Here is a 25,214-nt window from a genome sequence, read left to right as displayed (position 1 = left end):
CAGGAAGGAAACAGACATGACTGCCATCAACACTGCAAAAATCGTCATTCTCGCAACGGACGGCTATGAGCGTTCGGAACTGCGCGTGCCATATGATCAGCTGAAGGCCAAGGGCGCGGACGTCAAGATCGCCTCGATCAAGGATGGTGAGATCAAGAGCTGGGACGAAAAGAACTGGGGCGACAGCATCGCCGTCGATATGTCCGCGAAGAACGTCAGCGCCAATGATTTCAATGCACTCGTCCTGCCCGGCGGCCAGATCAATCCGGACGTATTGCGTCATGACGAGGATGCAATGCGCGTGGTGCGAGATTTCGTCAAATCCGGCAAGGTCGTGGCTGCCATCTGCCATGCCCCTTGGCTTCTGGTTGAAGCAGATGCCCTGCGCGGTCGTGACGCGACCTCCTATTGGTCGATCAAAACCGACCTGAAAAATGCCGGCGCCAACTGGAAGGACGAAAAGGTTGTGACCGATAAGGGCATCATCACGTCTCGCAGCCCCGATGATCTGGACGCCTTCGTCGCCAAAATCATCGAGGAGGTCGAAGAAGGCAACCACGAGCGCCGCGCTGCCTAAGGGCCGTAAAGCGGAAAAAAACCAGAGCGCATCCGGCCTATCCAAAATGGCCGGATGCGCTCTCTGTCTTTGTTTGTTCGCATTTTCCAGACGTAACCCGCCAGGCGTTTCCACCGTAAATGCCCTGCACCTTTCAGGAAAACTCCATGCCCACATCGGAACTGACGAAGGAACGCGACCTCAGGGAATCGAAACCCCTTTGGGCCGACACGCCACGCATAGGCCTCCGCACCAGAAACACCCCGAGTTCCGACCATTACGATACGATCGTCGTCGGCGCCGGCATCAGCGGCGCGCTTGCCGCCCATGCGTTGCAGAGACCGGGGCAATCCATGCTGATCGTCGACCGGCGTGATCCGGTGATGGGCAGCAGTGTCGCCAGCACTGCGATGATACAGCACGAGATCGACACACCCCTGATCGAGCTCAGAAAGATGATCGGCAAGGATGCTGCTGATCGGGCGTGGCAGCGCTCCGCGCGCGCCGTGCTGCGGCTGGAGGAAATCGTTTCTTCGCTTGGCATTTCCTGCAGCATGGCGCGCAAACAGGCGCTTTATCTTGCCGGAGACGAGATGGGTTTGCGTGCATTGAAGGCCGAAGCGGCAGCGCGCGAAGAGGCCGGGATCGAGGCCCGCTTTCTCGACACCGCAGAACTTAAAAACGACTATGCGATTGAGCGGACAGGGGCGATCCTCAGCGATATCTCCGCTTCCGCCAATCCGGCGCAGCTGACGGCAGGCCTGTTGCGCCACACAGCGGGCGCCGGCGCTGAGATCGTTTCACAACTTGAAATCACCGATCTTCGAAATCTCGGTGACGAGGTGGTCGTCGCCACAGCACAGGGCGAAATCATTTCCGCGCGCAATATCGTTTTCTGCACCGGATACGAATTCCTGAAATCGCTCGAAAGCCCGAAACACCAGATCATCTCCACCTGGGCGCTGGCGAGTGCGAAGGGTATCGATCTGCCGGACTGGCTGAATAGCCACATCCTCTGGGAGGCTTCAGATCCCTATCTCTACCTGCGCACCGACCGGGACGGGCGCCTTATTGCCGGTGGTGAGGATGAAGAGAACTCCACATCCTACCTGTCTGAGAGCAAGCTTGCCTCCAAGGCGGATGCAATCAAACGCAAGATCGAAAAGCTTCTTGGCGTCGACATCGGCGAACCCGAATATCGCTGGGCGGCCGGCTTCGGCACGACCACCACGGGCCTGCCGCTGATCGGCGCGGTTCCCGGCATGAAGAACGTTTATGCCGTCATGGGCTTTGGCGGCAACGGCATCACCTTCAGCCAGATCGCCGCCGAGATAGTCGCCGCTGCCGTTAATGGTGGCAAGGACCCCGACGCCGATCTCTTCCGTTTCGACTGATGCCGCTTGTCATCCTATATGCGGCGGAGCGTCTGCTGGAATATAAAACGTTGCGCGCAACAGAGCCGGAACCATAGGGGCTCCGAAAGGTTTGTCTCCCGTGCGCAATGGCGTACATCACGCACTTTCACACCATGGGAGAAGAACCAATGGCCGAGAAAAAACTCGACGACCTGTTTTACGATACGCTGAAGGATATCTATTACGCCGAAAGGCAGATCCTGAAAGCTCTGCCGAAAATGGCGCGGGCAGCGACAGACCCGAAGCTGAAACAGGCCTTCGAAAAGCACAAAGAAGAAACGCAGGGCCAGATCGAACGCCTTCAGGAAGTGTTCGAGATCATCGGCAAGCGGGCGCAGGGTAAGACCTGCGAGGCCATCCAGGGCATCATTGCCGAGGGCGAAGAGATTATGGACGATTTCAAAGGCACCGCAGCTCTCGATGCCGGTCTCATTTCCTCAGCCCAGGCGGTCGAACATTACGAAATCGCCCGTTATGGCACCCTGAAGGCATGGGCCGAAAAGCTTGGTCATGCCAATGCCGTTACCCTGCTGGATGCGACGCTGAAGGAAGAGTCCAAGACGGACGATGCGCTGAGCGCGCTTGCCAAGACATCGATCAATGCCGCAGCACAGAAAAAGGCGGCCTGATCGCCTTTTCCAACTGCACAAGCAAAAACCGGAATGGTCACCCATTCCGGTTTTTTTTGTTTGATTGAATCCGCCTCGTTTTACGGCAGGGTATAGGCGATCACATAGTCGCCCGGCTTGGTTCCAACCGAGCCGTGACCACCCGCGACCATCACAACATATTGCTTGCCGCCATCCAGCGCATAGGTCATGGGCGTTGCCTGCCCGCCAGCCGGCAGACGTGCTTCCCAGAGCTGTTTGCCGGTGGTGAGGTTGTAGGCGCGCAGATAGTTGTCGACGGCAGCACCGAGGAAGGCCACGCCACCCTTGGTAATCATCGGCCCGCCAATGCCCGGTACGCCCACCTTGAAGGGCAACGGCAGCGGCGTCATGTCATGGACCGTGCCGTTCTTGTGCTTGTAGGCGATATCGCCGGTGCGCAGGTCGGCACCAGCGACATAACCCCACGGCGGTGCCTGGCAGGGGATTTTCAGCGGACCGAGGAACGGTCCCATGAAGACGCCATAGGGCGCACCGTCATTGCGGTTCAGCCCCTGCTCACTGCCCTTCTCGTCCTGGCCCTTCGGCGGGATGTCGGCGCGCGGCACGAGCTGCGAGGTAAAGGCAAGGTATGTCGGCATGCCGAACATGACCTGACGTTCGGGATCGACCGCGACGCTGCCCCAGTTGAACGTGCCAAAATTGCCGGGATAGATGATGGAGCCGTTCAGCGAGGGCGGCGTATAGCGGCCCTGATAGTTCAGCTGATGGAAGCGGATGCGGCAGGCGAGCTGATCGAACATGGAGACGCCCCACATGTCCTTTTCCTTCAGCGGCTCCGGCTTGAACGACAGCGCCGTCGTTGGCTGAGTTGGGGAGCTGAAGTCCTCAGGGATTGTACCGCCCGGTGCCGGTTCTTCCGTAATCGGCAGAAGCGGCTCACCCGTGCGCCGGTCCAGAACGTAGATATCGCCCTGCTTTGTAGGGCCGACGAGTGCAGGAACGCTTTGACCGTTCTTGGTGATGTCGAGCAGCACCGGCTGGGCCGGCACATCCATATCCCAGAGGTCGTGATGAACCGTCTGGCGCACCCAGCGATCCTTGCCGGTATTGATATCGAGCGCCACGATGGAGGAGGAATATTTCTCCACATTCTCGCTGCGACCCATACCAAGCTGGTCCGGCACCTGATTGCCGAGGGGTACGTAAACGAGGCCAAGCCCCTCGTCGTAGCTCAACACGGACCAGCTGTTCGGCGAGTTGGTAGTGTAGGTTTCGCCTGCGGCAATCGGCTCGGTCTTTTCCGGATTGCCGGAATCCCAGTTCCAGATGAGTGCGCCGCTGTTCACATCGAACGCACGGATGACGCCGGACTGTTCCTGCGTGGAGTAGTTATCGTTCACCGCACCGCCGATGATGATCTTGCCCGCCGCGATCACGGGCGGCGAGGTCGAATAATAATAACCGGCAGGATTGTATTTCATGCCCTGTTCCAGATGCAGCACGCCCTGATCCGCAAAGGATGTGCAAATCTGACCGGTCGCTGCATCAAGCGCAATCAGCCGCGCATCCGAGGTCGGCAGGTAAACGCGCTGGGCGCAGGCGGTGCCCTGTGCGGCATTGGGTTCGGCATAATAGGAAACACCGCGGCACGTCTGGTGCTGGCGGTCCGGGTTAAGACCGACATTGGGGTCGTATTTCCATTTTTCCTTGCCGGTGGCGGCATCAATGGCGATCGCCCAATTGTGCGGCGTGCAGATATAAAGCGTATTGCCGATCTTGAGCGGCGTTACCTGATAGGTGGTTTCACCCACATCATCCGGTAGCTTCACGTCGCCGGTCTGGTACCGCCACGCTTCCTTCAGCTGCGAAACATTATCGACATTGACCTGCGTCAGCGGCGAATAGCGCTGGCCATAAGGCGTGCGGCCGTATTGATGCCAATCGCCATCCGGCACGTCGCCGCCATAGATCGGAGCTGACGCCACCTTCTCCTCAGACAAGGACCCTGCCTGGTCATGCGGATCCTGCGCCATCGAATATCCCGCCACCACAATGGAGGCGAGAACGGAGAGCGCGAGTGGCCAGGCGTTCGGGCCGTAATTCAGCCCTGTCGGGCTTGAAAAACCGAGAGGCTTCCTGACCCAGGGCACCAACAACCACAGGCCGATAAGAATGACGAAGCCACCCCGCGGCCCAAGTTGCCACCAGTCGAAACCCACTTCCCAGAGGGCCCAGGCGAGTGTCGCGACAATGAAGACGGCATAGACGTGGAGAGCTGCCCGGTTACGCTTGAACAGCAGAATGGCTGTCAACAGGAAGGCCATACCGGAAAGGACGTAATAGAAGCTCCCGCCCAACATGACGAGCTGAGAGCCAAAACCGAACAGCGCAAGGCCGATCAGCGATAGAATAACCGCAGTAACGGTGACTGCCATGAATGAAACCCCCGATTCCTGTCACTTTGCGTGAAATGGAATTGGGGGCAATCTGGTTCCATACAAACTCAACATTCACCGTGAAAAATTTCACGGCATGATGGTTATGGGTTTTGTGGCGCCGGCGCAGTCTCCGTCTGAGCGTTTTGCGGCCGGTTCTCGTCGGGTTCGAAAACCGCATATTCGACGACCGTCCAGACCACCAGCGCGAGAAGCAGACTGACAACCAGGATGACAAGAACCGGACGTCCTTTTACCCCTTGCCGCGCCCGCGTTGCGGTTTCATTTTTCGGATCATGCCGACCGCCAAGATAGCTGGTATTTTCTCTGGCCATGTCTCTCACTCCCTGTAACCCTGGTGATTTAATTCACAGGGACACAGTTTGTTCCAGACAGCAAAATCAGCTTAGCCGTACTCTGCGACCGCAAGTCTATCGCAACCGGCACCGTCGCACTCATCGACCGCACTGAAACTTTGCCCAATCCCCAGCCACGAGAATGGTGGCCGGCGATTGACGTCTTCGGTTTCGCACTGGATTTCCGGCGGGTTTTCAGAAATCGACAGCCACAGCGGTGGTCCCGCCGTTTCAAAGTCGCATTGGTCGCCGGCGGCTTCGAGGTATCTCGTCGTGTCGCGGCGACGCACCCGCCATACGGGCAGCATCTCCAGAAAATTGAGAATTCGTATCATCATGATTGTCAGGCGAAATATCTATTAAAAACAACGTCCGTACTGTGGCACGCCCGCCGCGCAAGCGCATCCCTGCGGAGGTACAAGCGGAACGAATGGTCGGATTGTGCCAACATTCCGTCATACAGTGTCAGATCGGCTTCGAAACAATCGCGTCAGCGACCGAGCTGCACGATCCAGCGTGTCCACTCTGCGCTATCCGGTTTGATAATATCCGGTATGGTATCGCGGTTTTCGGATGCGAAATGCCGCATCTGACGCGGCGACAGGCCGAAGGTCTTCTTGAAAACGCGGCTGAAATTTTCCGGGTTGGTGAAGCCATAGGACGCCGCCACCTCAGCTATCGTCATATGGGCCGACTGCGGCGCCCGCAGGAAATCCATTGCCCGTTCGAGGCGCCTATGGGTGATACAGGCCGAAAACCCGCCCAGCGGTTCGAAAAGCCGGTAGACGGTGCGTCGCGATACGCCGAACTCGCCCATGACCTTTTCCACCGACAAGGCCGGATCGAGCAGATGATTGTCGATATAGCGCCTGATGGATGCTCGCAGCGCCCGCTGAACACCCTGCGCATTGTCTTCCCGGACATGATTATTGATGGCAGCCGCGGCAAGCTCCAGCAATGGCGAGACCGTGGCCGCGCCGTCATTGGCGTTCATGACGTCAAAGTGGCGGTAAACGCTGGTCATCGTTTCCCGCAGCAGAGATACCAGCGGCAAACCGGCCGGCAGCACGCGCTCGTGATTATTGCCGGAACCGATGAGCCTGCCTTCCAGCAGCCGGCGCGGCACGACAAGGCTCAGATGATCGTGATCGGTTGTGGCTGTGGCCAGCGGCTGCGCCATGTCAATGATGTAGAGATCGCCCGGGCCGGCAGTCTCGCCCGCTCCGCGCCGCGACATGCTTTGGCCGCTGGCGTAAAATTGCAGGAGAAAGCCGTCCATCCCGTCCCGGGCAATCTTGTGGCGCGAGCGGTCGAAATCCTGCGCCGAGGACTGGGTGCGGCCAAGCGCGACATTGCCGATGAAGGCGGCATCGACACTAGCAAAAAAACCGTCATCCTGCGATCTGCGCAGGCGGGCATCAAAAAGCACGTTGATCGAATCCCGCCACAGCGCCATGGCGTCGCGCTTCGGCACATGGCGTGTATCGAAACGCGAGCGCGCTAACGGAGCTTCCGAAAACCCTGTGTTCATAATACCGCTGTTCCGTGAAAACGGCGCTGACCCCGCCGCACGCAAAACTATACAGTATTGAAATCGCCTCACAATACCGGAAGGACGGCAGATGGTTCGCTTGAGCCGGATGCGCGAAAATTATTTAGCGGTCCAGCCGCCATCGATGGAAATGGTGGTGCCGGTGATGGAGCGCGCCATATCGCCGGTGAGGTAAAGCGCCATCTCCGCCACTTCCTCCGGCTGCACGAAACGTCGCGTCGGCTGCGGCGCAAGCATCACCTTCTTCACCACCTCATCCTCGCCCATGCCATGCAGGCGCGCCTGATCGGCAACCTGCGCCGCGACGAGTGGCGTCCAGACGTAACCGGGGCAGATGGCGTTGCAGGTAATGCCAAGTTCGGCCACTTCCAGCGCCACGCTTTTCGTCAGGCCCACCACGGCATGTTTCGTCGCCACATAGGGACCCTTGAAGGGTGAGGCGCGCAACCCGTGCGCGGAAGCAATATTGACGATGCGCCCCCAACCCCTTTCCTTCATGCCCGGCAGGGCTGCACGGATCGTATGAAAAGCGCTGTCGAGGGAGATCGCGACAATATGGGAGAAATCGGCGAAATCGAATTCGTCGATCGGCGCGACCTTCTGAATACCGGCATTGTTGACGAGCACGTCAATGTGACCGAATTCGGCAATGACGGTTTCCGGCAGATGTGCACTCTCGTCATAATTGGCGAGGTTGGCAGAAAAATAGACCGGCCGGTGCCGCGCCACCTTCGCAACCGCCTCCAGTGCCTGCGTCGCCGCCTCCACGGTTTCTATGCCGTGGACGGCGACGAGAAATCCCGCCTCGGCAAAACGTTTGGCGATGGCAAGGCCAATGCCGCTGGTGGAGCCGGTGACCAGAACGGTTTTCGGTTGATCCTCCATCATCCTAATCCTTCAGTTGCGGCAGGTTGCGGAAAAGCTCGAGCGCTTCGGGATTGGCGAGCGCGTCGGTGTTTTTCACCGGCCTGCCATGAATGGTGTCGCGAACTGCGATTTCGGAAATCTTGCCCGAGCGCGTACGGGGAATGGCCGTGACGGCAATGATCCTTGCCGGAACATGCCGTGGCGTAGCACCCGAGCGGATGCGGGTACGGATGGTCTTTTCGAGGTCCTCCGTCAGCGCTGCACCCTCTTTAAGGCGCACGAAGAGGATAACCCGCTGGTCACCGTCAATGTCCTGACCCACGGCAATCGCTTCCTCGACCTCCGGCACTGCTTCCACCTGACGGTAGATTTCCGCCGTACCGATGCGAACCCCACCGGGATTGAGCGTCGTATCCGAGCGCCCGTGGATGACATATCCGCCGGTGGCACGCATTTCGGCAAAATCCCCATGCGCCCAGATGCCCGGGAAGCGATCGAAATAGGCAGCCTGATAACGAGAACCGTCCTCATCGCCCCAGAATTTGACCGGCATGGAAAGATGGGCATTGCGGCAGACGAGCTCACCAGCCACGCCGCGAACGGGATGGCCTTCGTCGTCCAGGGTATCGACATCCATACCGAGCATCGCGCCCTGCAGCTCCCCACGGTGAACAGGTTGCAGCGGATTGCCGCCAAGGAAACAGGCGCATATATCCGTGCCGCCGGAAATGGAGGCGAGATGCAGATCGGCCTTCCAGTCGCGATAGATATAATCGAAGGATTGCGGGATGAGCGGCGAGCCGGTGGAAAGGATTGTCCGAAGGGATGAAAGGTCATGGGTTTCGCGCGGTTTCAACCCTGCCTTCAGGCATGCGTCGATAAATTTGGCCGATGTTCCGAAGGTCGCGATCCGTTCGGCGTCAATGAGATCGATCAGCCGCGCGGGCGACGGATAACCCGGATTGCCATCATAGGTGACGAGGGTGGCGCCAAGCGCCAGGCCGGACACCTGCCAGTTCCACATCATCCAGCCGCAGGTGGTGAAATAGAAGAAACGTTCGCCTTGCCTGATATCGCATTGCAGCTTCTGCTCCTTCATATGCTGAAGAAGCAGGCCACCGCCGGAATGGGTGATGCATTTCGGCTTGCCGGTGGTGCCGGAGGAATAAAGGATCGCCAGCGGCGCCTTGACCGGCAGCCGGTTGAACGCGATTTCACCCGGCTCAAAGGGCGAAACGAAATCATTCAACGTCACGCAGCCGAGATCGGAAAGGCTGGCGGGAACAACGTCACCAATCAGCACTATCTTTTGAGGTGCAGCGCTTTCCACCACCGCGCGGATGGTCGGTCCGACATCGATCCGCTTGCCGGCATAACCGTATTCCGGCACGGCGATGAGGATTTTCGGATCGATCTGCGAGAGCCGGTCGGACGCTCCCGCCGGGCCGAAATCCGGTGAACAGGACGACCAGATGGCTCCGATGGCGCTCGTTGCCAGATAACCGACGATCGCCTCGATATCGTGGGTGACGATAGCGCCGATACGATCGCCTTCCTTCACGCCTGCGTGGACAAGCGCCTGCACCATGAGGGAGACATCCGCATAAAGCTGCCTGCGGCTGATTTCACGCCGCGTGCCATCATCTCGATGGGCGATGATCGCCAACCGTTTATCGGCATCGCGCAGCAGGTTTTCGGCATAATTGAGCCTCGCGCTGGGATAAAACTCGGCTTCCCGCATGGTCGCGCCAGGCTTGAAGGCCCTTTCGCCGCGCGTGCCGATGATCCCCAGCTCGTCCCACAGGGCATTGTAAAAGGCATCCGGTGCCTCAATGGACCAGCGCAGCAGGCCGGAATAATCATCAGCCGAAAGCCCATGCAGCGATGAGGTCCTTGTGGCAAAGGCAAAAAGCGCCGAGTGCTCCAGCCTTTCCATTGGCGGTACCCACAGAATATCCGACGGCGTGGCGTCCATCATGCCTCGCCTCCGCGTAGCATTTCGACGATTGCGGAAAAATCACGCGCGCCACCGCCCTCACCCACGAAGTTCTCATAAAGCGTCGATGCTGCGGCGCCGAGTGGAGTGGCAACGCCGGCTCCACTCGCGGCCGCCTGCGAGAGTAGCAAATCCTTCAGCATCAGCGCCGCAGCGAAACCCGGTTGATAATCATTGTTCGCCGGTGATGTCGGCACTGGTCCCGGCACCGGGCAATAGGTGGTGAGCGACCAGCATTGACCCGATGAGGTGGAGGCGACATCGAACAGCGCCTGATGCGAAAGGCCGAGTTTTTCGCCCAGCACGAAGGCCTCGGAAACCGCAATCATGGAAATGCCGAGGATCATGTTGTTACAGATCTTGGCCGCCTGGCCGTTGCCGCCCTTGCCGCAATGGACGATCTTCTTGCCCATGGCTTCCAGCACCGGCTTGGCCGCCGAGAAAGCCTCAGCCTCTCCGCCACACATGAAGGTCAAGGTGCCGGCACTGGCACCGCCCGTACCGCCAGATACAGGCGCGTCGACGGAGGGGCAACCGGCGGAAGCGGCAAGCTCGTGTGCCTTCAGGGCGCTGTCCATATCCACCGTCGAGCAATCGATGAGAAGCGTTCCGGCAGCTATTTTCTGCACCAGATCGCCATATACCGAAACAACATGTTCCCCCTTCGGCAGCATGGTTACGATCACTTCTGCCGCATCAATGGCTTCTGCAGAATCAAAAGCGACGGGAATTCCGGCCTCCCTCGCCGCCGCGCGGCATGCCTCGGAAAGGTCGAAACCCCTGACGGCATAACCGGCCTTGACGAGATTGGCGGCCATCGGCAGGCCCATATGGCCAAGTCCGATAAAAGCGACGGTCTTCATGGGAACGCTCCTCTTAGCGATTATCCGCAAGGATCATGTCGGCAGCCTTTTCGGCAATCATGATCGTTGGCGAATTGGTATTTCCGGACGTGATCCTCGGCATGATGGAGGCGTCCGCCACACGCAGCCCTGCAAGCTTGCGGAATTTCAGCCGCGTATCGACAACACTTTCGGCATCGGAGCCCATGCGCAGGGTGCCGACGGGGTGGAATATGGTCGTGCCGATATCGCCCGCAGCGCGGGCCAGATCGTCGTCATTCTCAAAAGTGGGGCCGGGCCGGTATTCCTGCGGTTTGAACCGCGAAAAGGCGGGCTGGTTGACGATGCGGCGCGTCAGCCGCATGGAATCGATGGCTACCCGGCGGTCGCCTTCCGTCGACAGATAATTCGGTCGGATTTCCGGCTGCATGGCGAAATCCGGTCCTTTCACATGCACTGAGCCTCGGCTTTCGGGCCGCAGATTGCAGACACTTGCCGTAATGGCCGGAAAAGTGTGAACCGGATCACCAAACTTGTCGAGTGACACCGGCTGGACATGATATTCCAGATCCGCCGTCTCCTTTTCCGGAGAGGAACGGGTGAAGACACCAAGCTGGCTCGGCGCCATCGACATCGGCCCGGAGCGGGTCAAAGCATATTCGAGGCCGATCCTTGCCTTTCCGAACAGCGTGGAGGCCCTCTCATTCAGCGTCAGGACGCCTGAAACCTTATAGACCATGCGCAATTGCAGATGATCCTGCAGGTTCTCCCCCACACCTTGAACTTCCGTCACTGTGTCGATACCGGCGGCCTGCAACACGTCGCCGCGGCCAACGCCGGAAAGCTCCAGAATGTGTGGTGAACCGACTGCACCTGCCGAAAGCACCGTTTCGCGCCGTGCACGCATCTTTTTCAAGACGCCGTCGTGGTGAAACTCGACGCCTGTGACCAGGCCCTCTTCGACGATGAGACGCTTGACATGGGCCTTGGTCATGACTGTCAAATTCCGGCGGCCAAGCGCCGGTTTCAAAAAGGCCTTGGCCGTGTTCCAGCGCCAGCCCGACCGCTGGTTCACATCGAAATAACCGGCGCCTTCATTGTCGCCACGGTTGAAATCTTCGGTCGCAGGAATGCCGGCCTCACCCGCCGCCTGCTGAAAGGCATCAAGCACATCCCAGCGCACGCGCGCCTTCTCCACCCGCCATTCGCCGCCGGTGGAATGCATGTCGCCCTTGCCGCGATAAAAATCCTCCGACTTCAGGAAATAGGGCAGGATATCATCCCATCCCCAACCCTCGCAGCCGAGTTGACGCCAGACATCGTAGTCGCGGGCCTGACCGCGCATATAGATCATGCCGTTGATGGAGGAGCAGCCGCCGAGAACCTTGCCGCGAGGATAGATCAACGACCTTCCGTTAAGCCCAGGTTCTTCCGCCGTCTTGAAACACCAGTCGGTGCGCGGATTGTTGATGCAATAGAGATAACCGACCGGAATATGGATCCAATGATAATTATCGTTGCCACCCGCTTCCAGCAGCAGGACGCGATTGTTCGGGTCTTTCGAGAGGCGGTTGGCGAGAACGCATCCCGCACTTCCCGCTCCGATGACGATATAGTCAAATTCCGCCATGCTATTCTCCATGGGGCGCCCTTGCCGCGTCGCCCCGGACGCGGAGGAGCCTTCCCCCTGTTTCAAAAAATTCTTATCCCCGGTGCTGAAAACCCAGTTTTCGCCCGAGCCGCGAAGCGTAAAATTCACCGATCAGACCGCGCCGGAACACCAGAACGCAGGCCATGAAAACGAGGCCGGTGATGATGGTGACGGGGAAATCGGATGTCGCGAGATAGTTCTGCAGCGCGACGACAAGCCCCGCACCGAAGATCGGGCCGATCATGGTGCCAATGCCGCCGAGCAGGGTCATCAGGATAACCTCGCCCGACATCTGCCAGGCCACATCGGTCAAGGTTGCGAACTGGAACACCAGCGCCTTCAGGCCGCCCGCAAGACCGGCAAGCGCCGCCGACATGACGAAAGCACCAAGCTTGTAACGCTGCACGCTGTATCCAAGAGAAATGGCGCGCTGCTCGTTTTCGCGGATGGATTTCAGGATCATGCCGAAGGGCGAGTTGACGAAACGCCAGATGACGAGAAGTGCCAGCACGAAGGCGGCCAGCACCGTGTAGTAAATGTTCAGCGGCGCGTTGAGATCGAGAAGGCCGAAGAGGTGTCCACGCGGTACGCCCTGCAATCCGTCCTCACCATGGGTGAAGGGTGCTTGAAGGCAGAAAAAATAAAACATCTGCGACAAGGCAAGCGTGATCATGGCGAAATAGATGCCCTGCCGGCGAATGGCGAAAAAGCCGATGACGAGGCCAAGAAGGGCGGCACCCGCCATGCCGATGAGGAGGCCGATCTCGGGCGTGACGCCCCATTCCTTCACCGAATAGGCGGTGAAATAGGCAGCGCCGCCGAAAAATGCCGCATGGCCGAAGGAAAGCAGCCCGGTGTAACCGATCAGCAGATTGAAGGCGCAGGCAAACAGCGCGAAGCAAAGCAGCTTCATCAGAAAGATCGGATAAACGAACATCGGTGCAGCGATCAGCACGGCCAATCCTGCCAGTATCATCACGGTCTTGATGGTTCCAGCGGTTGCGGAAACCTCGGCCTGCGGCATCGCGCCGGCTGTCGGGTTGTGAGTGGCTTTGGACATATCAGGCGTCCTTTCCGAAAAGTCCGGCGGGGCGGATGAGCAGCACAAAGGCCATGATGACGAAGATGACGATGTTGGACGCTTCCGGGTAGAACACCTTGGTCAGGCCTTCAGCGATACCCAGCATGTAGCCGGTGACGATGGCGCCCATGATCGACCCCATGCCGCCGACCACGACGACGGCGAAGACGACGATGATGAGGTTGGTGCCCATCAGCGGTGAGACCTGATAGATCGGCGCGGCCAGCACGCCGGTGAAGCCGGCAAGGCCCGCACCCAGCGCGTAGGTCAGCGTCAGGAGCACAGGCACGTTGATACCGAAGGCCTGCACCAGTGTCGGATTTTCCGTCGCCGCCCGCAGATAGGAGCCGAGCCGCGTTTTTTCGATCAACGCCCAGGTGGCGATGCAGGCGACAAGCGAGATGACGACAACGAAAGCGCGGTAGTTCGGCAGGAACATGAAGCCGAGATTGGTGCCGCCGGCAAGCTCGCGCGGAACCGAATAAGGTTGACCCGCCGCACCATACAGCCAGCGGAACGTGCCTTCCACCACCAGCGCCAGGCCGAAGGTGAAGAGCAGCCCATACAGCGGATCGAGATCGTAAAGCCGCGACAGTAGCAGGCGCTCGATGATCGCGCCGAAAAGTGCAACGACAAGCGGCGTCACCACCAGTGCCCACCAGAAGCTGATGCCGAAATATTGCAGGCCGAGAAAGGCGACGAAAGCGCCAAGCATATATTGGGCGCCATGGGCGAAATTGATGACGCGCAGGAGGCCGAAAATGACGGCAAGGCCGAGCGACAGGAGCGCATAAAACGACCCGTTGATGAGGCCGATCAGCAATTGCCCGAGCAGGGCCTGAAGCGGAACGCCGAAGAGCATGGTCATCGTTAAACCCCCAGCACTTTATTGAGTTCGCCCATGCGGCCGGAAAGCTCGCCCACCGGAAAATTGCTGACCATCTGGCCATGATCCATCAGGTAGAAACGATCTGCGATGCGGCTGGCGAAGCGGAAATTCTGCTCGACCAGAACCACTGTCATGCCACGACTTTTCAAGGTCTTCAGCACCTCACCGATGCGCTGCACGATTACAGGCGCAAGCCCTTCGGTCGGCTCATCGAGCAGGAGAACCTTGACCCCTGTGCGCAGGATGCGCGCCATGGCCAGCATCTGCTGTTCGCCGCCGGAAAGCTTGGTGCCGGGGCTCGCCCGGCGTTCGTAAAGATTGGGAAACAGCTCGTAGATTTCATCGAGCGTCATGCCGCCGGATGCGACGACGGGCGGCAGTTTCAGATTTTCCTCGACGCTCAGTGTCGCGAAGATGCCGCGCTCTTCCGGCACGAAACCGAGGCCGTATTTCGCCGTGCGATGCAACGGCACCGGCATCAGATCCTTGCCGCCGAGCTTGATCACGCCCTTGCGGTTGCGGATGATGCCCATGATGGTGCGCAGCGTCGTGGTCTTGCCAACCCCATTGCGCCCGAGAATGGTGATGGTTTCGCCTTCGCCGACGGTCAGATCGACACCGTGCAGCGCCTGGCTTTCGCCGTACCAGGATTTCAGGTTGGAGACTTCGAGCATTGCCGCCATATCACGCCTCCTCCGTGCCCATATAGGCCGTACGCACGCGCGGATCGGCGGATACGGTGGCGTAATCGCCTTCCGCCAGAATTTCGCCCCGCTGCAGCACCGTGACCTGATGGCAGATATCCGCCACGACCTTCAGATTGTGTTCGACCATCAGCACCGCGCGCGTTTTGGCCACTTCGCGGATGAGATCGGCGACATGCGCGACATCCTCGCCCCCCATGCCCGCCATCGGCTCATCGAGAAGCAATACCTTCGGGTCGAGCGCAAGCGTCGTGGCGATTTCAAGAACGCGCTTGCGACCGTAGGAAAGATCGGCCGCAAGTGCATTTTTTTCCCGTGTCAGGCCAACCGTTGCGATCAACTCCTCGGCACGTGCATTGAGCCTGTCGAGTGAAGAGAGCGGCAGCCAGAATTGCGTTGAAAGGTTATTCGGCCGCTGCAACGCCACCCGAACGTTCTCAAGAACCGTCAGATGCGGAAACACCGCCGATATCTGGAAAGACCTGACGAGACCGAGCCGCGCCACCTTGTCCGGCGGCGTCTTTGTTATATCCGTTCCCATGAAGGTGATCGCCCCGCCTGTCGGCTGGAGAAACTTGGTCAACAGGTTGAAGACCGTGGTTTTGCCGGCGCCGTTCGGACCAATAAGTGCATGCACGCGGGCATGATGGACGTCGAGATCGACGTTTTTCACGGCCGCGAATGCGCCGAAGGTCTTGGAGAGACCGCGCGCCGAAAGCACGACGCGGGGTTCCGCCTGACCGGCAGGGGCGGGAGCGATCATCATGAAGTTCCCCCTTTTTACTGCGTTACCAGCGGGCAACCGCTTTTTGCGGGGTCCATGAAGGCTTCCTTGCCGGGGATCGTGGCAAGCACCTTGTAGTAGTCCCACGGCTGCTTGCTCTCATCCGGCTTCTTCACTTCCATCAGATACATGTCGTGGATCATGCGGCCATTGGCGGCCACATGGCCATCCTTCGAGAAGACGTCGTTGACAGGCATTTCCTTCATGGCCTTTGCCACGGCGTCAGCATCGTCGGTGCCGGCCTTATCGATGGCCTTCAGGTAATGCAGCACGGCGGAATAGGTACCAGCGTGGACCATGTTCGGCATGGCGCCGGTGCGTTCCTTGAACCGTTCGCCGAATTTGCGCGATTCATCGTCGCGGTCCCAATAGAACCCTTCCGTCAGCGTCAGGCCCTGAGCCGCTTCGAGACCGAGGCCGTGCACTTCGGCAAGCGTAAAGAGAAGGGCCGCCAGCCGCTGCCCGCCCGCAACGATACCGAATTCAGCGGCCTGCTTGATGGCGTTGGAGGTGTCGAGACCGGCATTGGCAAGGCCGATGACCTTCGCGCCTGATGACTGCGCCTGCAACAGGAAGGAGGAATAATCCGTAGAGGCCAGCGGATGGCGCACGGAACCCAGCACCTTGCCGCCATTGGCCTTGACGAAGTTGGACGTGTTTTCTTCCAGCGAATAACCGAAGGCGTAATCCGCAGTCAGAAAGAACCAGCTGTCGCCGCCCTGTTTCACCAGCGCACCGCCGGTGCCGACTGCCAGCGAATAGGTGTCGTAGGCCCAGTGGAAACCATAGGGGCTGCACTGCTTGCCCGTCAGTTCCGTGGTCGCAGCGCCCGTGTTGATGGTGATCTTCTTTTTGTCCTTCGAGAGAGCCTGCACGGCAAGGCCGACCGAGGAAGAGGTCAGTTCCATGATCGAATCGACCTGTTCGGTGTCGTACCACTGCCGGGCGATGTTGGAGGCGACATCCGCCTTGTTCTGGTGGTCAGCCGTTACCACTTCCACCGGCGCGCCCAGCACCTTGCCGCCAAAATCCTCGACCGCCATCTTCGCGGCCTCATAAGAGTATTTGCCGCCAAAATTGGCGTAGACGCCCGACTGGTCGTTCAAGATGCCGATCTTGACCTTGGCGTCCGAAATCTCGGCAGCGTAAGCGGCGGTGCCTGCCGCCAGTGCCATGGCCGTGGATAAAACGATACTCTTGCGCATGACTTCTCCTCCCAGAGATGATTGCGAGCCTCAGATAGGTCTGTGCAACGGTGAACGAAGGCGCATGGCGATCGTCCCACGGTGTTGCATCACAACGGTCGCGCCACCCTCCTCAAAGCAGCGCCTCCCTATGTAGACTTCTCGAATTCGGCCGTTGACACAAGAGCGGGGCATCATCAAATTGCGAACAGGAACTGTTCATTTTTGAACAGACCTCGCAATGGAGACCGAATTGGCCACGCCTTTTACCTGGGACGACCTGCAATATTTTCTGGCGGTGGCCCGCACCGGACAACTTTCATCGGCAGCGCGTAGCCTGCGCACCAGCCACGCCACCGTCTCCCGCCACATCGACCGGCTGGAATTCTCGCTTAAAACCAAGCTGTTCGAGCGAAATCCACGTGGTTACGAACTGACGACGGTCGGGCGGCGCCTGGTCGATACCGTCGAGCGCATCGAGGCGGAAGCGGAAAGATTGCAATCGGATATTTCCGAAAGCGGCAGCCTGCTGCGCGGCGTGGTCAGGCTCAGTGCGCCTGAAGGTTTTTCCAACTTTTTCTTCGTGGAAAGGCTGAAAGACTTCGCCGTCACCCATCCGCACATCATGGTGGAGATGGTTACGATCCAGCAGATCATGGCATTGTCGAAGAAAGAAGCGGATGTGGCGGTCACACTCGATCCGCCGAAAGCAGGCCCCTACATCAACGAACAGATCGTCGATTACACGCTGCATATCTACGCATCGCGTTCCTATCTTGCCAGCCACCCGAAAATCACGCGGCGCGAAGATTTGCCCGATCATTTCTTTATCGGTTACGTGCAGGATCTGATCTTCTCGCCGAGCCTCGATTACATGCGCGACGTGATGCCCGGCCTCCGACCCAACTTCCAGTCATCAAGCATTTTTGCGCAGTTGACTGCAACGCTGAGCGGACGTGGCCTTTGCATATTGCCCAACTTCATCGCCGCACGCTTTCCGGACCTGCAGATGGTGCTGGCAGGTGAAGTGGAACTGCGGCGGGGTTACTGGCTGACAAGCCATCAGGACCTTGCCAATGTGCCGCGCGTGCGCTCGCTGATGGATTTCATTCTCACGACGGCGCGCGCCCACCAAAATCTCTTCATCCTCGACCGCAAGACGATCGCCTGAAACAACCGTCGTTCACATTTCGGCGACACCGTGTCTACGCGTGGCGGATTGGAGAATCCGCACTGCAGCCTATATGACTGACAACAACGATGCCGGCTCAAGTCAGCTGCATCCTAAACATTTGGAAGGTCATCATGAAAAAGATCGGATTTCTATCCTTCGGACACTGGACGCCCTCGCCCCAGTCGCAGACCCGCTCTGCTGCAGACACCCTGCTGCAATCGATAGACCTGGCCGTTGCTGCGGAAGAACTCGGCGCCGACGGCGCTTATTTCCGTGTCCACCACTTCGCCCGCCAGTTGGGATCACCTTTTCCGCTGCTTGCCGCCGTTGGCGCAAGAACGAAAAGTATCGAGATCGGCACCGGCGTCATCGACATGCGTTATGAGAACCCCTTTTACATGGTGGAGGATGCGAGTTCAGCCGATCTCATCGCCGGCGGACGCCTGCAACTCGGCATCAGTCGCGGTTCTCCCGAACAGGTGATCGACGGCTGGCGCTATTTCGGCTACCGCCCTGCCGAGGGCCAGACCGAGGAGGACATGGCGCGCCAGCACACCGAAGTCTTCCTCGAGCTTCTGAAGGGCGAAGGTTTCGCCGAGCCGAACCCTCGGCCGATGTTTCCCAACCCGCCCGGCCTGCTGCGGCTGGAGCCGCACTCCGAAGGGTTGCGCGAGCGCATCTGGTGGGGTTCCAGCTCCAATGCGACGGCGGTTTGGGCGGCGAAGCTTGGCATGAACCTTCAAAGCTCCACCCTGAAAACGGATGAGACCGGCGAGCCCTTCCATGTGCAGCAGGCCGAACAGATCCGTGCTTACCGCGCCGCATGGAAAGAGGCTGGACACGCCCGCGAGCCACGCGTGTCGGTCAGCCGCAGCATCTTCGCTCTCGTCAACGATCGCGACCGGTCCTATTTCGGTTACGGCAGCGAGGGTGACGACAAGATCGGTTACATCGACGACAAGACGCGCGCGATCTTCGGGCGCAGCTACGCCGCTGAACCGGAAGCGCTGATCGAGCAGCTAAAAGCCGACGAAGCCATCGCCGAGGCCGACACACTGTTGCTGACCGTGCCGAACCAGCTGGGCGTCGACTACAACGCCCATGTTATCGAGACGATCCTCAAACAGGTGGCTCCTGCACTCGGCTGGCGCTAAGTCAGGCAAAACCTGCATCATGCCCACACCGTCACCCCGGATTAGGTTCTGGGTGACGGTGCGATCAAGTCTTCGATAGCGCACGATTCCTTTGACGGCGCCGACGCCCCGTGGCCGATGCAATCCGGGCTGAACGCCTCTGTTTCATTTCACCGCTTTGCCGTAGCGGGCGATGCTTTCGGCCAAAGGCGTGGTGCTGGCGCCGGGATGCTCCGGGCGTTTGTAAACACCATCGCGAACATTGATCGGCTCTTCGAAATGGTCCTTGATCCACGGAATATATTCGAGGATGGTCGATGCCGGATGCCAGTAACTCAGATGCACATGCACCTGGCTCATCTCACCGGCATGCGGAACGACAGGCAGGCGATTGGCGAGCGCGAGGTCAGCGACCTGGATATATTCGGTGATGCCGCCAAGTCGGGTTACATCCGGCTGGACATAGGCAACCGCGCCCGCATCGATAAATGACCGGAACGCATCCACCGTATAAAGCTGCTCTCCGAGAGCGATGGGAATGGATGTGTTGCGTGCCAGCCGCGCGTGGCTGGTCACATCGTCGTACCAGAGCGGTTCTTCGAACCAATAAATATCCAGATCCTTTGCCGCCGCGCAGAAGCGCTGGCATGTCGGCAGATCCCACTTGCCGTTGCCATCGATAGCGATGCGTATCGAGGAGCCGAGACGCTTGCGCACCGCCGCGAGGCGTCCGATATCAATATTCGGATCATCGTGCCCGACCTTGATTTTCAGGCGGGTAAAACCTTCCTCTTCAACTGCCCTGGCGCTGCCCGCCAGCAGATTTTCGAGATTGAAGGAAAGCCAGCCTATATCGGTATTGTAAGCTTCTACCCCTGTGGTGCGCGCGCCGCCGAGGTATTGCCAGAGTGGCACGCCCGCCTTCTTCGCCTTCAGATCCCAGAGCGCCACATCGACCGCGGCCAGCGCCAGATGGGTAATGCCCGCGCGGCCGACCCATTGCAGGGACGGATAACGGGCAAGTTTTGTCCACAGCCGCGAATGTTCGGATGCATCCTCGCCGATCAGCAGAGGCGCATAGCAATCGCTGATGCAGGATGTGATCAACCGGTCGGACGGCAGGTGCGCATGGGTGCCGGTGAAGCCGTAGCCCTCAAGGCCGTCACTCGTCGTAATTTTTGCGCCGACGACGCCCCAATGGGTGATGCTGTGGGTGGAATCGGAAATGGATTCCGATGTCAGCGGCAGATGCAGGATGAAAGGTTCGACAGCGGTTATTTTCATGATCGGTCAATTCCTCGACGCTTGAGCAGCCTTTGGGGAGGAATAAACGGAAGTTCCGTTCTGATCGAAGCTCCACCGATCAACCAGCGGAATGTCGCCACTGCCCCGCGATCAATGACCGCAGGAGATGAAGCCTCAGGGGATTGCCCGGCCACCCTCCTCCAGCAGCCAGCTTCCGATAACGGATACAGCTAAAGCAAAATCGACCATTGTAAAATAAAAAATTTTTTATTTTTTATATTCTGTCATTGCCTGTCACTCGCGGTTAGGCGATGGTGTTGCCATGAACACACTGATCAAAGTCACTCTCGCCGACCAAGCGCATCAGGAACTGCGGGCGCGCATCGTCAGCGGCAGATTGCGCGGCGGCGAACGGCTGTTGCCCAACGAACTTGCCGCCGATCTCGGCATCAGCCCCACGCCGGTCAAGGAAGCATGCCTGAAACTCGAGGCAGACGGGCTGGTGGTCAATTCCTCAAGGCGCGGCATGGTAGTACGCGATTTTACCGTGGAGGATGTGGAAGAACTCTACGCCGCCAGAATGCTGCTGGAAAAAGGCGCTGTGGAAGTGGCCTTCGATGCCGGGCAGCTGGACGAAGCCTTGCATGCGCAGCTTTTGGAAAGCCTTGCGAAACACCGCGAATTTGCCACGAGCGCGACGCTGGACGATCTCTCCAAAGCGCTGTTTCACGATCGCAGCTTCCACACGGCCCTTGTTTCGGCCGCGCGCATTCCGGTCATTTCCGGCACGCATGGGCGCATTCTCGACCAGACCCACACGGTTTTCGTATCGATCCTTGGCGACTACGCCCGCTCTGTCGAGGAACACCAGAATATTGCCGACGCCATAGCCGCCCGCAGCAAGGCCCAGATTATCGACGCCCTATGGCGCCATCTGGAGCGTAGCCGGCAGAATACGCTGCGGCAGGTGCGTCTGCTGAGAGAGGCCGGCGCCTGAGCGCACCCCCGCAATCTTTTGAAGTCCTGAAAAAACAACAGGCCGGAAATCCGGCCTGTTCCACTTATTCATCGGTCAATCGTCGATCTCAAGCCGTCGCAGCCTGCCGTGCCGCCTTGCGGCGCTCTACGCGGGCGCGGATGGCGTCTACATCCGTTACCGGAGTGGCGGCAAAAAGCTGGCGCGTATAGGCGTGCTTCGGATCGGCAAATAGTTCCTCGCGCGTGCCCTGCTCCACGGCTACACCCTTCGAGATAACCATGACGTCATCGGCGATATAGCGAACGACGGAAAGGTCGTGGCTGACGAAGACGTAGGTCAGCTCGAACTCTTCCTGAAGGTCTCTCAGCAGGTTCAGCACCTGCGCCTGCACTGAAAGATCGAGTGCCGAGACCGGCTCGTCCAGCACCAGAAGTGCGGGGTTGAGCATCAGCGCCCGCGCAATCGCGATGCGCTGCCGTTGGCCGCCGGAGAACATGTGCGGATATCGGTTGAAGTGTTCGGGACCCAGCCCAACCTTCACCAGCATGGCTTCAGCCCGCTCACGACGCTCGGACGCCGGCATTTTGGTGTTGATGACAAGCGGCTCCATCAGCACGTCGCCAACCTTCTGGCGCGGATTGAGGCTGCCATAGGGGTTCTGGAACACCATCTGCACCTTGGAGCGCATGTCCGTGCCGGGACGGCGCTTTGCGATATCGACCGGCTGGCCGTCGATCTTCAGCTCGCCACCGGATGCCGGGTCGATCAGCGCGATGATGCGCGCAAGCGTCGATTTGCCGGAACCGGACTCGCCGACGATGGCGAGCGTCTTGCCGCGCTCGACTGCAAAATCGATGCCTTTCAACGCCTGCACGGTCTTTGCTCCGCCGAACAGACCGCCCGGAACGTGATAATGGCGGGTAATGCCCTTGCCTTCGACAACGATGCTCATTGAACGCCCTCCTTGCCGAAGAAGTCGGAAACCGTGGGCAGGCGGTCGCCGGTCGCATGTTCCGGCAGCGCGGAAAGCAATGCCTTGGTATAGGGATGTTGCGGGGCCTCAAACAGGCTCAGCACATCCGCTTCCTCCATCTTGCGGCCCTTATATTGCACGACCACGCGGTCTGCTGTTTCGGCCACGACACCCATGTCATGGGTGATGAGGATCAGCGCCATGCCGTATTCTTCCTGCAGATCCATCAACAGATCGAGGATCTGTTTCTGGATCGTCACGTCGAGCGCGGTGGTCGGCTCGTCGGCGATCAAGAGACGCGGTTTGGAAGCGATGGCGATGGCGATCATCACACGCTGGCATTGACCGCCGGACATCTGGTGCGGATAGGCATTGAGCTTGGTCTCCGGCTCGGGAATGCCGACGGACCGGAACAGCTCCAGTGCACGTGCACGCGCCGCAGACCGGCTCATGCCGAGATTGAGGCGCAGCACCTCCTCGATCTGGAAACCGACCGTAAAGGACGGGTTGAGCGAGGCAACCGGCTCCTGGAAGATCATGGTGATCTCACGGCCGATCAGCTTGCGGCGCTCCTGCGGCGACATGGCCAGCAGGTTTATACCGTCGAAGATCATCTCGTCGGCGGTGATCGTCGCCGTATCGGGCAAAAGCCCCATGACGGCGAGCATGGATACCGACTTGCCGGAACCGGACTCGCCGACGATAGCCAGCACTTCATGCTTGTCCACGGAGACGTCGATGCCGTTGACGGCCGTGAACGCGCCGGTGGCGGTGGCGAACTTGACGGTGAGGTTCTTGATTTTCAGCAGGCTCATCGCTTAGCTCCGCTTCAGTTTGGGATCGAGCGCATCGCGCAGCCCGTCACCCATCAGGTTGATGGCGAGCACCGATACGAGAATCGTCAGGCCGGGAAGGGTAACGACCCACCAGGCGCGCAGGATGAACTCGCGGGCTTCGGCCAGCATCGTGCCCCATTCGGATGCGGGCGGCTGCGCGCCCATGCCGAGGAAGCCGAGAGCCGCCGCATCGAGAACGGCAGATGAGAAGGAGAGCGTCGCCTGCACGATCAAAGGTGCAAGGCAGTTCGGCAAAATCGTCTTGAACATCAGCCGGAAATTGCCGGCACCCGCCACACGGGCGGCGGTGACATATTCACGCCGAAGCTCGCTCATGACAGCTGCACGCGTCAGACGCGCGAAATGCGGCTGATAGACGATGGCAATCGCGATCATGGCGTTGGTCAACCCCGGACCCAGGATCGCAACCAGCACCAGTGCCAGGAGCAGCGATGGAAACGCCAGGATGACGTCCATCACGCGCATGATGACAGTGTCCACCCAGCCGCCGAAGAAGCCGGCGACGAGACCGATGACAATGCCGCCGACAAGGGCGATGGAAACAACGACGACGCCGATGAACAGCGAATATTGCGCGCCATAGATCAGTCGGGACAGCATGTCGCGGCCGACAGCGTCGGTGCCGAGCAGGAATGCGGTACGGCCTCCATCCTGCCAGACCGGCGGGACGAGCAACGCGTCTCTATATTGCTGGGTCGGGTCATGCGGGGCAATCACGGCTGCGAAAACCGCGATCAGAACCAGAAGAAGGAAGACGGCAAGGCCGACGACGGCGCCACGGTTCTGGCGGAAGTAGAACCAGAAATCGGCGATCATCCGGCGGCGGATGGCGGCGTCGGAAAGCCTGACGCCGGGAGCTGTGGTCACATCGCTCATTTGTGACGGATCCTTGGATTGATGAGGCCATAGGTGAGATCGACAAGCAGGTTGACGATCATCACCAGACCCGCGATCAGAAGCAGGCCGCTCTGCACGACCGGATAGTCGCGGCGATAGATGGAATCGATCATCCACTTGCCGATGCCCGGCCAGGAGAAGATGGTTTCGGTCAGGATTGCACCCGCCATCAGCACACCGATCTGCAGGCCGATGGTGGTGATGACCGGGATCATGGCGTTGCGCAATGCGTGAACGCCGACGACACGGGACGGCGACATGCCCTTTGCACGCGCTGTCCGCACATAATCCTCACCGAGGACTTCGAGCATTGCCGACCGTGTCTGGCGGGCAATAACTGCAAGCGGGATGGTGGCAAGCACCACCGAAGGCAGGATGAGATGTGACAGAGCCGAAGCGAAAGCACCCTTCTGCCCTGAAATCAGGCTGTCGATCAGCATGAAACCGGTGACGGAAGGGAAGAAATACATCAACGAGATACGGCCCGACACCGGTGTCCATTGCAGGATGCCGGAGAACATGATGATGAGCAGCAGGCCCCACCAGAAGATAGGCATGGAGAAGCCAACCAGCGCCGTCGTCATGGAGATCTGGTCGAACCACGAGCCACGGCGGATTGCTGCGATGACGCCGACCGGCACACCGATCAGTGTGGCGAGGATGATGGCGACGAGGCCAAGCTCGACTGTCGCGGGGAAGAGCGCCAGGAACTCGGTCAGAACGGGTTTCTTGGTGACCAGCGAATTGCCGAGATCACCCTGAAGCAGCCGCCCCAGAAAATGGAGATATTGCTGCCAGATAGGCTGGCTGAAGCCGAGCTGTTCGGCAAGTTGTGCATGCCGCTCGGGCGAAATGCCGCGCTCACCCGCCATCAACAGCACGGGATCGCCCGGCAGGACGCGAACGAAGGCAAAGGCAACGATGGTAATCCCGAGAAATGTCGGAACGAGATAGAGAAGTTTGCCGAAAATGAACCGGATCATGGTTTTTTCCTGAAAAGACGCGCGAAAGAACCTGAGTTCTTCCGCGCGTC

At 59.3% G+C, this 25,214-nt stretch carries 24 protein-coding genes; 6 read left to right on the top strand and 18 right to left on the bottom strand.

Annotation, left to right across the window (positions count from 1 at the left end):
• Window positions 1-16: 16 nt before the first annotated feature.
• From T18_RS20150 to T18_RS20140, 3 genes are all read left to right on the top strand, one after another.
• On the top strand, window positions 17-577 hold the full coding sequence (locus T18_RS20150) for a type 1 glutamine amidotransferase domain-containing protein (protein WP_004431989.1): 561 nt from the start codon (window positions 17-19) through the stop codon (window positions 575-577).
• 146 nt (window positions 578-723) lie between these two features.
• On the top strand, window positions 724-1,950 hold the full coding sequence (locus tag T18_RS20145; RefSeq protein ID WP_004431988.1) for an NAD(P)/FAD-dependent oxidoreductase: 1,227 nt from the start codon (window positions 724-726) through the stop codon (window positions 1,948-1,950).
• A gap of 149 nt (window positions 1,951-2,099) precedes the next feature.
• On the top strand, window positions 2,100-2,600 hold the full coding sequence (locus T18_RS20140; protein ID WP_004431986.1) for a ferritin-like domain-containing protein: 501 nt from the start codon (window positions 2,100-2,102) through the stop codon (window positions 2,598-2,600).
• Between the two features lie 80 nt (window positions 2,601-2,680).
• Here T18_RS20140 and T18_RS20135 read toward each other — a convergent pair whose 3' ends face one another.
• The 13 genes from T18_RS20135 to T18_RS20075 all read right to left on the bottom strand — a co-directional run bounded on the left by T18_RS20135 (window position 2,681) and on the right by T18_RS20075 (window position 16,944).
• Window positions 2,681-5,017, bottom strand: coding sequence for a glucose/quinate/shikimate family membrane-bound PQQ-dependent dehydrogenase (locus T18_RS20135; protein WP_019566511.1), 2,337 nt, complete (start codon window positions 5,015-5,017; stop codon window positions 2,681-2,683).
• A 104-nt stretch (window positions 5,018-5,121) separates the two neighbouring features.
• Complete coding sequence (locus T18_RS20130; protein ID WP_004431981.1) at window positions 5,122-5,352, bottom strand: hypothetical protein; 231 nt, start codon at window positions 5,350-5,352, stop codon at window positions 5,122-5,124.
• 71 nt (window positions 5,353-5,423) lie between these two features.
• Complete coding sequence (locus T18_RS20125; RefSeq protein ID WP_233284963.1) at window positions 5,424-5,711, bottom strand: hypothetical protein; 288 nt, start codon at window positions 5,709-5,711, stop codon at window positions 5,424-5,426.
• A 152-nt stretch (window positions 5,712-5,863) separates the two neighbouring features.
• Window positions 5,864-6,907, bottom strand: coding sequence for a helix-turn-helix domain-containing protein (locus T18_RS20120; protein ID WP_050923926.1), 1,044 nt, complete (start codon window positions 6,905-6,907; stop codon window positions 5,864-5,866).
• 117 nt (window positions 6,908-7,024) lie between these two features.
• On the bottom strand, window positions 7,025-7,810 hold the full coding sequence (locus T18_RS20115) for a 3-hydroxybutyrate dehydrogenase (RefSeq protein WP_025595201.1): 786 nt from the start codon (window positions 7,808-7,810) through the stop codon (window positions 7,025-7,027).
• A 4-nt stretch (window positions 7,811-7,814) separates the two neighbouring features.
• On the bottom strand, window positions 7,815-9,770 hold the full coding sequence (locus T18_RS20110; RefSeq protein ID WP_038494692.1) for an acetoacetate--CoA ligase: 1,956 nt from the start codon (window positions 9,768-9,770) through the stop codon (window positions 7,815-7,817).
• The gene (mmsB, locus tag T18_RS20105; protein ID WP_038494689.1) at window positions 9,767-10,651 is read right to left on the bottom strand and encodes a 3-hydroxyisobutyrate dehydrogenase; all 885 of its coding nucleotides are present in this window, start codon (window positions 10,649-10,651) and stop codon (window positions 9,767-9,769) included. Before mmsB ends, T18_RS20110 begins: the two co-directional genes overlap by 4 nt.
• A gap of 13 nt (window positions 10,652-10,664) precedes the next feature.
• A complete protein-coding gene (locus tag T18_RS20100) occupies window positions 10,665-12,260 on the bottom strand; it encodes a GMC family oxidoreductase (protein ID WP_004431964.1) in 1,596 nt (531 codons plus the stop codon).
• A 73-nt stretch (window positions 12,261-12,333) separates the two neighbouring features.
• Window positions 12,334-13,341 carry a branched-chain amino acid ABC transporter permease gene (locus tag T18_RS20095; RefSeq protein ID WP_004431962.1) on the bottom strand — a complete coding sequence of 336 codons (1,008 nt, stop codon included), beginning with the start codon at window positions 13,339-13,341 and terminating at the stop codon, window positions 12,334-12,336.
• 1 nt (window position 13,342) lies between these two features.
• On the bottom strand, window positions 13,343-14,230 hold the full coding sequence (locus tag T18_RS20090) for a branched-chain amino acid ABC transporter permease (RefSeq protein WP_004431959.1): 888 nt from the start codon (window positions 14,228-14,230) through the stop codon (window positions 13,343-13,345).
• A 2-nt stretch (window positions 14,231-14,232) separates the two neighbouring features.
• Window positions 14,233-14,934: an ABC transporter ATP-binding protein gene (locus T18_RS20085; protein WP_004431956.1), complete on the bottom strand. Its 702-nt coding sequence runs from the start codon at window positions 14,932-14,934 to the stop codon at window positions 14,233-14,235.
• 1 nt (window position 14,935) lies between these two features.
• Window positions 14,936-15,721, bottom strand: coding sequence for an ABC transporter ATP-binding protein (locus T18_RS20080; RefSeq protein ID WP_025595206.1), 786 nt, complete (start codon window positions 15,719-15,721; stop codon window positions 14,936-14,938).
• Between the two features lie 14 nt (window positions 15,722-15,735).
• Window positions 15,736-16,944, bottom strand: a complete 1,209-nt coding sequence (locus T18_RS20075) for an ABC transporter substrate-binding protein (RefSeq protein WP_004431951.1) — start codon at window positions 16,942-16,944, stop codon at window positions 15,736-15,738.
• A 232-nt stretch (window positions 16,945-17,176) separates the two neighbouring features.
• Between T18_RS20075 and T18_RS20070 the strand changes: the two genes are divergently transcribed.
• Window positions 17,177-18,094, top strand: coding sequence for a LysR family transcriptional regulator (locus T18_RS20070; RefSeq protein WP_075807801.1), 918 nt, complete (start codon window positions 17,177-17,179; stop codon window positions 18,092-18,094).
• A gap of 134 nt (window positions 18,095-18,228) precedes the next feature.
• On the top strand, window positions 18,229-19,251 hold the full coding sequence (locus T18_RS20065; RefSeq protein WP_013762100.1) for an LLM class flavin-dependent oxidoreductase: 1,023 nt from the start codon (window positions 18,229-18,231) through the stop codon (window positions 19,249-19,251).
• A 144-nt stretch (window positions 19,252-19,395) separates the two neighbouring features.
• Here the strand turns inward: T18_RS20065 and T18_RS20060 are convergent, their stop codons facing one another.
• On the bottom strand, window positions 19,396-20,514 hold the full coding sequence (locus T18_RS20060; RefSeq protein ID WP_038494681.1) for a mandelate racemase/muconate lactonizing enzyme family protein: 1,119 nt from the start codon (window positions 20,512-20,514) through the stop codon (window positions 19,396-19,398).
• 283 nt (window positions 20,515-20,797) lie between these two features.
• On the opposite strand from T18_RS20060, the gene T18_RS20055 reads away from it, so the two are divergent.
• Entirely contained in the window at window positions 20,798-21,472 is a 675-nt protein-coding gene (locus T18_RS20055; RefSeq protein WP_004431944.1) for a GntR family transcriptional regulator, read from the top strand.
• An 88-nt stretch (window positions 21,473-21,560) separates the two neighbouring features.
• Here T18_RS20055 and T18_RS20050 read toward each other — a convergent pair whose 3' ends face one another.
• Genes T18_RS20050 through T18_RS20035 form a run of 4 tightly spaced genes read right to left on the bottom strand, consistent with a single transcriptional unit; the run spans window position 21,561 to window position 25,164 of the window.
• Complete coding sequence (locus T18_RS20050) at window positions 21,561-22,406, bottom strand: ATP-binding cassette domain-containing protein (protein ID WP_004431943.1); 846 nt, start codon at window positions 22,404-22,406, stop codon at window positions 21,561-21,563.
• Window positions 22,403-23,242 carry an ABC transporter ATP-binding protein gene (locus T18_RS20045; protein ID WP_051489722.1) on the bottom strand — a complete coding sequence of 280 codons (840 nt, stop codon included), beginning with the start codon at window positions 23,240-23,242 and terminating at the stop codon, window positions 22,403-22,405. The genes T18_RS20050 and T18_RS20045 overlap by 4 nt, the downstream gene beginning before the upstream one ends.
• A gap of 3 nt (window positions 23,243-23,245) precedes the next feature.
• On the bottom strand, window positions 23,246-24,160 hold the full coding sequence (locus tag T18_RS20040; RefSeq protein ID WP_004431940.1) for an ABC transporter permease subunit: 915 nt from the start codon (window positions 24,158-24,160) through the stop codon (window positions 23,246-23,248).
• The gene (locus T18_RS20035; protein ID WP_038494678.1) at window positions 24,157-25,164 is read right to left on the bottom strand and encodes an ABC transporter permease subunit; all 1,008 of its coding nucleotides are present in this window, start codon (window positions 25,162-25,164) and stop codon (window positions 24,157-24,159) included. The genes T18_RS20040 and T18_RS20035 overlap by 4 nt, the downstream gene beginning before the upstream one ends.
• Between the last annotated feature and the right edge of the window lie 50 nt (window positions 25,165-25,214).

It is taken from the genome of Rhizobium sp. TBD182 (genome assembly GCF_001950375.1).
GTDB lineage: Bacteria > Pseudomonadota > Alphaproteobacteria > Rhizobiales > Rhizobiaceae > Agrobacterium > Agrobacterium tumefaciens.
This window is presented reverse-complemented; position numbering and strand designations above follow the sequence as displayed.